We start from the raw sequence: 7,773 nt of genomic DNA on the forward strand, positions 1-7,773 counted from the left end.
CGGTGTGCCTTGGCTTTCTAGGAGCCGGTTTTGTAAAAGTGCATCACACCCAAAGCACACTGTTTATCATTGGCATCGCCACAATGATCACAGGCATCTTAGGTTTTATCTTGAACAGTGCCGTACAAAAAAAACAGAGAGAATTTGATAATGGTTAGTGGACGAGGCGTTTTTCTCAAGCAAACCATACACCACAAAAGGACATGACAATCACCACCCAATCAAATTTCAATAAAATCCCTATCAAATCGTTGTATCCCATGCAACCCCATACCAACCCAATAGGACTTTGATAAACCACTCTTTAATGTAGAGCAACTAACAACCCTCCCCAAAGCTTGATATTTTAAAGTAAAAAAAAACGATAACATCATGCAACAAGACCCTATAGGCTTAAACTTTTACAATGGAACAGGCGGCTATGTGTGGCAACTGGCAGACTATATGCGACATGATTGTCATGAGAGCTCCCACACACTTGAATTGCAAAAACCAACGCCGCCCATAGCCATCAATTCTTTCGCTGTCTACCCAAGTGAACTCAATCCTTTATCACGCGTTCAATGGGCAAAAGATGTACAAATAATAAAAAACAAACCAGCACTCATTGGCAAACGGCAAATACAACCCATCACCATTGTTTCTACAAAAGGAGCGGCATTTGGCGGATTCGACTTTCCCACATTTGAAGCACTTCGTGAAGGCTGCCTTGTCCAATCACTGAGGGAAATACAATTCAATGGTACTCTTCTTGCCTCTGGAAGTCTTTTGATATCACTTTTACGACACGGTCTCATCGAAACAGATCAAAAAGCATTTTCAGAAAATGATGCAACCGCTCTTTTACGAGAGCCAACATGTATTATCATAGATTCTTCTCTTGGCAGTCTTGCCATTAATCAACTCAATGGGCGTACAATCCGGCTTCATGAAAAAACAAAACATCTCTTGAAGCAAGCCACCACACCAATACGTATTCAATATCCGCTAGAGGATTCAATAAAGTTTTTTATAAAAGCAGGAATGCTACGATTGGTAAAATTATAAGGATAAAAAGATGCAGCTGATAAGACCTGGCATGGGAACAGAAAATAGTGCACAGCTCATTTATGCGCTTATTCAAATGGCAAGACCGCGCACAGTCATTGAAATCGGTGCTGGTGATAGTACGCGCTTGATTGCTAAAGCACTGCAAAAAGCAAAACAAGCATGGCAACAAGATAAAAAACTTTTAGAATCTTCCACCTGGGAAGAGCGCACAGCTTTGCTTGATCCTTCAGGAATCCTTGAGAATTACGAACCTCGGCTTATCACCATTGATGATTTTACAGTCGAAGGTCAATCAGCCGAAGAAGCATGGCAAGAACTGCTTCAAGGCGGTATTGAAAAAGATACTGTAACATTTATCCATGAGAATTTTTTCTCTCTTGATGATGAAACGCTCAAATCTTGGGGACCAATAGATTTTGCTTGGCTTGATGCTGGTACTCCCGCAGATGATGTGCGATTTGTTATAACCCTTTGGGAACACATCACCGCGGGTGGTTATCTTTGTCTACATGAACCAACCATAACAACAACAATTGCTCTCAATGGCGAACAGCGGGTTCGACGCGTCAGAACTCCTTTGTGGGAAGAAATTCTCTACCGGCTTGATGGCTCCTATGAAGCTTTAACACTCCCCGAAAACCACAAATATCGCCAAAGTGGTCTGGGGATTATTCGCAAACGCACCCCAGCCGAACAAATTGTACGCGCACAATCGCTCCAAGCAGAACTCATAGAAATCAATGAAATTCCCATTCGCAATGATCTTTTGCCCATGGGGAAAGAAACCCTTCACAAACGCAGCACACGCAATTCACTGATCTCTGCCATGACCTCACCGACACTGCGTACTGTTTATGCCGCCATTATCCTTGGTGCAAAAAATCTTACTGATATCCTCAAACATGTCGATTCAGATGCCAAAAACATTCACAAATCCATCAATCGCCTTTTGAATCTTGGACTTATTCACAACACAACAGCAGGATTTCAAGCCGAAGAGACAGTGTGGAAAATGCTAGAAAATAAACATGAGCGGAATAGGGAAAATTTAAGCGACCGCCATTTAGAAACAGAAGAGATGCTATCAAAAATTGGTGAAGCCTTTCAGAAGGACAAAATCTATAGCGAAACGGAAGTTTCCAAGATATGCAACCTCTTTACGATAGACTTTGCCCGATTACGACGCACTCTTGTTGAGAGAGGTTTTTTACAACGCCATGGAGGCAAATATCAACGCATGCGCTAAAAGAGATTTGAAAAATGATTAGCGAACTCTATCGTTTTTCTTCTCTATTTCAAGAGAATGAATAACCTTCCACTAAAAAAATATAATTTCATTAAAAGGTTACAAAATCATTCATCCCATTCATATGTTGACAATCTATGGAGATGAGATTAGCGTGCTCTCTTCGCAAGAGATGCAATGGGGAAGAACAAGAATGCGGGATGCCAATTGGTTATCAAATAGGATTAGAAATAGTCAAAATCATCAGGAGAAGATATGGAATCAAGGTCTCAATGACCTTACGATTGTTGCACGAACATCAGGGCGCGGTATTGTTGCTAAATCAGGAAAGACTTATATTGATTTTATGTCATGTTCGTATCTAGGGCTAGAACGTCATCCAGCGTTAAGTGATGCTGTAAAGTCTTCCGTAGAGAGATTTGGTGTGCAATATGCAGCTGCGCGAACGCGTGCGAAATGTATATTATTTGATGAGCTTGAGTTAAAGCTAAACACCATTTTTCTTGATTCCCACTCTGTCATATTTAATTCCGTAGGTGCAACCCATCTTGCAGTTATGCCCATATTAGGTTCAGGAGAACTTCCAGGATATCCTATAACAGCAAATGGTGTTGTATGGATTATCGATAAAGAAACGCACGCATCAGTGCAAATTTTACGTGGTATACTTGAACAATTTGGAAATTATATAAGAATCCCATTTAAAGATATTGCAACACTAGAGAAAAAACTACAGGAAAGTGAATTACAAAATAGAACGCCTGTTTTGATATCTGACTCTCTCGGTTCTATGGGAGGAGCAAATGACGTTAAAAAATTAACCAAATTAGCAAAACTCTACGGTGGATATTATTATGCGGATGATGCACATGGCACCTCAATCATAGGAAAAAACGGCTGTGGTTATACACTTCATTTATTAGAAAAATACGAAGAGAATCTTATTTTAATTTCTTCTTTGTCAAAAGCATTTGGCTCTCATGGTGGTTCAGCATCATTTAGCAACAAAGAAGCTGCATCGTTTATTAAGAAATATGCGCTTAATTATATTTTTAGTGGCCCACCTTCTCTCCCAGGAATAGCAGCTTGCCTTGCTTCTGCAGATATTCATCTTTCACAAGAAATTAACCAACTTCAACGTGAACTGCATAAAAATATTTCTTATTTTGATCAAAGAGTCTCCAACATTGAGGTACAGGAACCGCTAAGTCCCATTAGATCTATCTTTATGGGTGCTGAAGACAAAGCGATAAGTGCCTCATATAATTTAAGAAAGCGCGGTTTTTTGGTTACAGCGGCAATGTATCCAACAGTGGCTAAAAAGAAAAGCATTATTCGCGTAGCGATATCAGCAGCACACACTAAACATGACCTCGAAACATTTGCAGCAAATATGAATGAATTGACAGAGCTTTCCTCTGCTTACTGAGATCATAACAGCTTATAAAAATGCGTCCGCAATATTACAATTAAAGCCTATGGCTTTGAAACCAACACATAGAAAAGATTTCTTCTAAATCATGCAAACGCAACTAAAACCACAAGACCGTTTTAATCAGCTCATGGCTAAAATAATAAAGAAACGCACTCAACACCAATATCAATCGTTAGCGGCTTTATACATTCTCAAAGTCGATGAAATAATTAAAATATTTTCTCTCCATCAAATATCGTCATGAAAAGGATTTAGCAATGGAACTTTATTGGATTGTTGCGCAAGAAGAATATGCCAACGCACAAGATATAGAATATTCCTATTCAGAATATACAGAAGAATTTAATAAAAGAGGCATCAAATTCCAGTTTTTAAAATTAGAAGACTGCCTTATCAAAGCAAATCATGCAGATGAATTTATTTTTTTATATCAAGGTATTCCACTGAATCCAGATCATTCTGCATATATTTTATCCAAAGCAGATCTAAACCCACAAGCAAGAGCCATCAGTCTCACATTAAGAAATTATTTTAGGATAAGTGGTACACACCTTCTTAACGAATGCATTTATGGCATAGAAAATCTTGAGTGGGATAAGATTGCACAAATGGCATTAGCACGTAAGCTAGGAGCTCCAGTGCTTCCATTCACGATGTGTGGCTATCATAAACAAACAGTACCTACAATCACATCTTTTGTTTCATCAGAATATAAATCTTTCATTTTCAAACCCGTTAGCTCAGGAATGGGATTTGGTGTCATTAAATCAGATGGATTACAACATGCAATGAGTATAGGAAATCTGATTTCAACTTCTTCTTCTGAATATTTTTTAATGCCTTTTGTAAAGGATGCACAGGATGTAAGATTTTTCTTCATATCAGGAAAACTCTGTTTTGTGAAATTTCGCACACCTCAAGGAGACGGTTATATTGGAAATGTTGCACGCGGCGGCAAAAATACGATTCTTACTGAAGCAGCTTTTATAACCGCATATGGCAAGAAAAAATTCTATCCTGAAATGCTCGGTATTTCTAAAAACATCGTAGAAAAAACAAAAAACAATATTCTTGCAGTGGACTGGCTGGTGAATCAAGAAGGATACTATTTCAACGAAATGTGCACAGCAGAAACAGGGCTGACAAAACTTCCTCAAGAGATACAACAAAATGTATTTGATCATTTAACGACACTTCTATGGAAATTCCATGGGCAAAAATAAAATAACTTTTTTCATCTATAGCACAGTTTTTCTTTCTGAATTTTCCTTTTTCTTTGTACTCCCTCTGCTTGGAAACTCTTCTCTCATAACTGCTGCCAATGTCGCTTTTTATCTCGCTGGATCAGTAATCCTTGAAAGCATTCTCATGGTAACCACAACGGGTTTATTAGAAAGATTTTCGCGTAAACTCTTAATGGCTACCGCCTTTATTTTAAGGAGTAGCGCTTTTGTGTGCATTATCCTATCGCTCACACCTTCTGCATGGTTGATCTTTTTTACCTTAATGGCTTTTTCGAAAGCAATTTCAAAGCCATTTTTGAGAGAAATTTTATCAGAACATCTGAATAAAAATGCTCTTAAGCGCGCATTAACTCTCTATTCTTTTTTTCAAAATGCTGCTGTCGTTATCGCCCCTCTTGTTGCAACAAGTGCCATAAAATACAACGCATCGACCTTCTTAATGGTTTTTTTTGCACTCATTGGTTTGTATCTTTGTGTTCTATCCATTCAAATTGTTTATCATTACCCAAATAAAACATTATCTCTTGAAAAGAATAAAAAAACAAAAAAAGCTCTTCTTTCTTCTTTAAAAACAATAATACATAATCGTTCTATTGCTTATTTGCTGGTCACGGCTTTGCTGTGTGCATTCCTCATGGGAATTTTCATCACCACCACAACACTTCTCAGTAAATTTGACAGCAATCTCGCCCCTTATAGTGGAATTTTCTTTTCAATTGTTGGCATCAGTATTTGTATCTGGCAAGGAATAATTAATAAACATCTCAGCCTTTCCGATAAATCAACTTTTTATCTGCTCTGCTTTATGGGAAGTTTCTCCTCATTTTTCCTCATAGGTGGGGTCTTTACCGCTGTGACTGCGTTAATTGCCTACAGTGTCTATGAATCTATCATGATTCCAGAAATATACTATCAAGCAGGGAAAACAACCCCATCCCTCTCTGCCAGTGTTCTTTTCAGTTATATTCTTGTTATTTCAAATATTGGCCAAGCCGCCGGCTCATGGACAAGTGGATGGATTATCAGCCATTTCAACAATCATATCGCTTTCACCTTTTGCATGATTGTTGGTGCCTCCGCCTTTGCTTCTTGCCTTTGCCTCATGCAAACGAAAAAATAAGCAGCTTCCATGTCACATATAGTTTTTGCAACCAGTGGCACAACAAGAGCACTCAAAACACTTCGCCATAAATCACTCAATTATGATTTTGTAACACACTCTGCGGCAAAAAAGCTCAAAACGGTCTTTAAAGATTGCTCTGTAAACGCCGTTGCAAATTGTCTCATAGCTTAAAGGATTATGGGATAGACAAGCGTAAGGTAGCTACATTCTGCACGAATAATATTCTATTGATATCCATGTGCAACACAGCCAAATCATTTTTCTTATAATTCGCTCATTTCTGCCATGACCTCACCGACACTACGCGCTGTCTATACTGTTATTATACTTGGTGCTAAAATTCTTTCTGATATCCTCAAACTTGTCAATTCAGAGACCAAAAACATTCACAAATCTATTAATCGCCTTTTAAACCTTGGTCTTATTCAAAACACAACAGAGGGATTTCAAGCAATCGATAAATTATGGCAAGCGCTAGAAGATAAAAATGTACGAAATATGGAAATTTTTAGCGATCACCATTTAGAAACAGAAGATATACTTACAAAAATTGCAGAAGCATTTCAAATAGGAAAAACTATCGCGAAACGGAAACATCAAAAATATGTAGCCTTTTTACTTTAGATTTTGCGAGATTAAGACGAACCTTGGTGGAAAATGGATTTTTAAGACGATATGCAAGCAAATATCAGCGCATACGTTGAAAGAAAAAATTCAAGCATTTGAGTTTTTCTTGTGCAGCGTTTTGTTTTTTGTTTTCTGTAAAGAGAGTTTAGGCCAGCTATGCGCCCCCCTTAGTATTTAGTGGTATAGATAGTTTGGAGTTCAAGGAATTGTTTGCAGTTTTTTGTTACAAAAAGTTGGCAGATTGTTTTGAGGATGACGATATACAGGCTACACATAGGACAAAGGGAGAGATGACATAAGAACCAAGAGAATCTGAGTTTAGATCTAATTCCTACAAAGCCTTTATGCGCGTAAATTACATACCTATACGTTCTTTCCCTACCCTACTTAATTTTATAATAAGACAGCTCCTTATAAAAAACAGCACTATTCTTACATACCATAACCATTTTCTCTTTACAGGCTTTCTGCTATCAACATAATGCTTTACCCTCTTAAAACACTATTTGCAAAAAGTTGGCATCATCACAATGATCATAGGCATAGGCTCGCTACCCCAAAAAGCTTTCTAGGTAAAAATCCCCCTTAGTATTTAGTGATATAGATAGTTTGGATGTCAATGAATTGTTTGCAGTTTTTTTGTTACAAAAAGTTGGCAGATTGTTTTGAGGATTTGGCTATACAGACTACACATAGGACAAAGGGAAGGATGATATAAAATCCAAGAGAATCTGAGTTTAGATTTAGTTCTTGAGCGCCCTTTAAGTGCGTGGCATTACGTACCTTAATGGCTTTTACCCCCCTTGCTTTCCGAAGGTGCATGATGATTAGTAGCATGCCCCTAGTTCTTATTTGGGTTTTGTACGTGGGAAGAGTTGCAAGTGAATAGCATTTTACTCCATGCGTTTACGCGTTACACTTGTTTTTTCTGCTTTTATTTTCAGAGATTGATGATATTTTTGTTTTCCAGTACTAAGAAGAGTTTTTAGATTTATTGTTTTAGAGAGAAGAAAGCATTCTCTACCTGCCTCTGCCTACTACTGCTTCA

General features: G+C 38.0%; 8 protein-coding genes and 1 pseudogene. All 9 read left to right on the top strand.

Annotation, left to right across the window (positions count from 1 at the left end):
* Positions 1-158: pseudogene (locus ACFIQE_RS08025) on the top strand (MFS transporter); the annotation flags it as partial.
* Between the two features lie 214 nt (positions 159-372).
* Positions 373-1,047, top strand: a complete 675-nt coding sequence (locus ACFIQE_RS08030; RefSeq protein WP_375621763.1) for a hypothetical protein — start codon at positions 373-375, stop codon at positions 1,045-1,047.
* Positions 1,048-1,057: 10 nt separating this feature from the next.
* The gene (locus tag ACFIQE_RS08035; protein WP_375706452.1) at positions 1,058-2,296 is read left to right on the top strand and encodes a DUF2087 domain-containing protein; all 1,239 of its coding nucleotides are present in this window, start codon (positions 1,058-1,060) and stop codon (positions 2,294-2,296) included.
* 193 nt (positions 2,297-2,489) lie between these two features.
* Positions 2,490-3,725 (top strand): aminotransferase class I/II-fold pyridoxal phosphate-dependent enzyme, encoded by a 1,236-nt coding sequence (locus tag ACFIQE_RS08040; protein ID WP_375674220.1) that lies wholly within the window; start codon positions 2,490-2,492, stop codon positions 3,723-3,725.
* 263 nt (positions 3,726-3,988) lie between these two features.
* Positions 3,989-4,954 carry a RimK family alpha-L-glutamate ligase gene (locus ACFIQE_RS08045; protein WP_375667556.1) on the top strand — a complete coding sequence of 322 codons (966 nt, stop codon included), beginning with the start codon at positions 3,989-3,991 and terminating at the stop codon, positions 4,952-4,954.
* On the top strand, positions 4,941-6,095 hold the full coding sequence (locus tag ACFIQE_RS08050) for an MFS transporter (protein ID WP_375707499.1): 1,155 nt from the start codon (positions 4,941-4,943) through the stop codon (positions 6,093-6,095). The genes ACFIQE_RS08045 and ACFIQE_RS08050 overlap by 14 nt, the downstream gene beginning before the upstream one ends.
* A gap of 9 nt (positions 6,096-6,104) precedes the next feature.
* Positions 6,105-6,269: a hypothetical protein gene (locus ACFIQE_RS08055; protein WP_375621760.1), complete on the top strand. Its 165-nt coding sequence runs from the start codon at positions 6,105-6,107 to the stop codon at positions 6,267-6,269.
* A 114-nt stretch (positions 6,270-6,383) separates the two neighbouring features.
* A complete protein-coding gene (locus ACFIQE_RS08060) occupies positions 6,384-6,722 on the top strand; it encodes a hypothetical protein (protein WP_375621759.1) in 339 nt (112 codons plus the stop codon).
* Entirely contained in the window at positions 6,701-6,802 is a 102-nt protein-coding gene (locus tag ACFIQE_RS08065; RefSeq protein WP_375674222.1) for a DUF2087 domain-containing protein, read from the top strand. The genes ACFIQE_RS08060 and ACFIQE_RS08065 overlap by 22 nt, the downstream gene beginning before the upstream one ends.
* The last annotated feature ends 971 nt before the right edge of the window (positions 6,803-7,773 follow it).

The sequence above is a fragment of the Bartonella sp. AA1HLJMS genome (genome assembly GCF_042197445.1).
Classification (GTDB): domain Bacteria; phylum Pseudomonadota; class Alphaproteobacteria; order Rhizobiales; family Rhizobiaceae; genus Bartonella.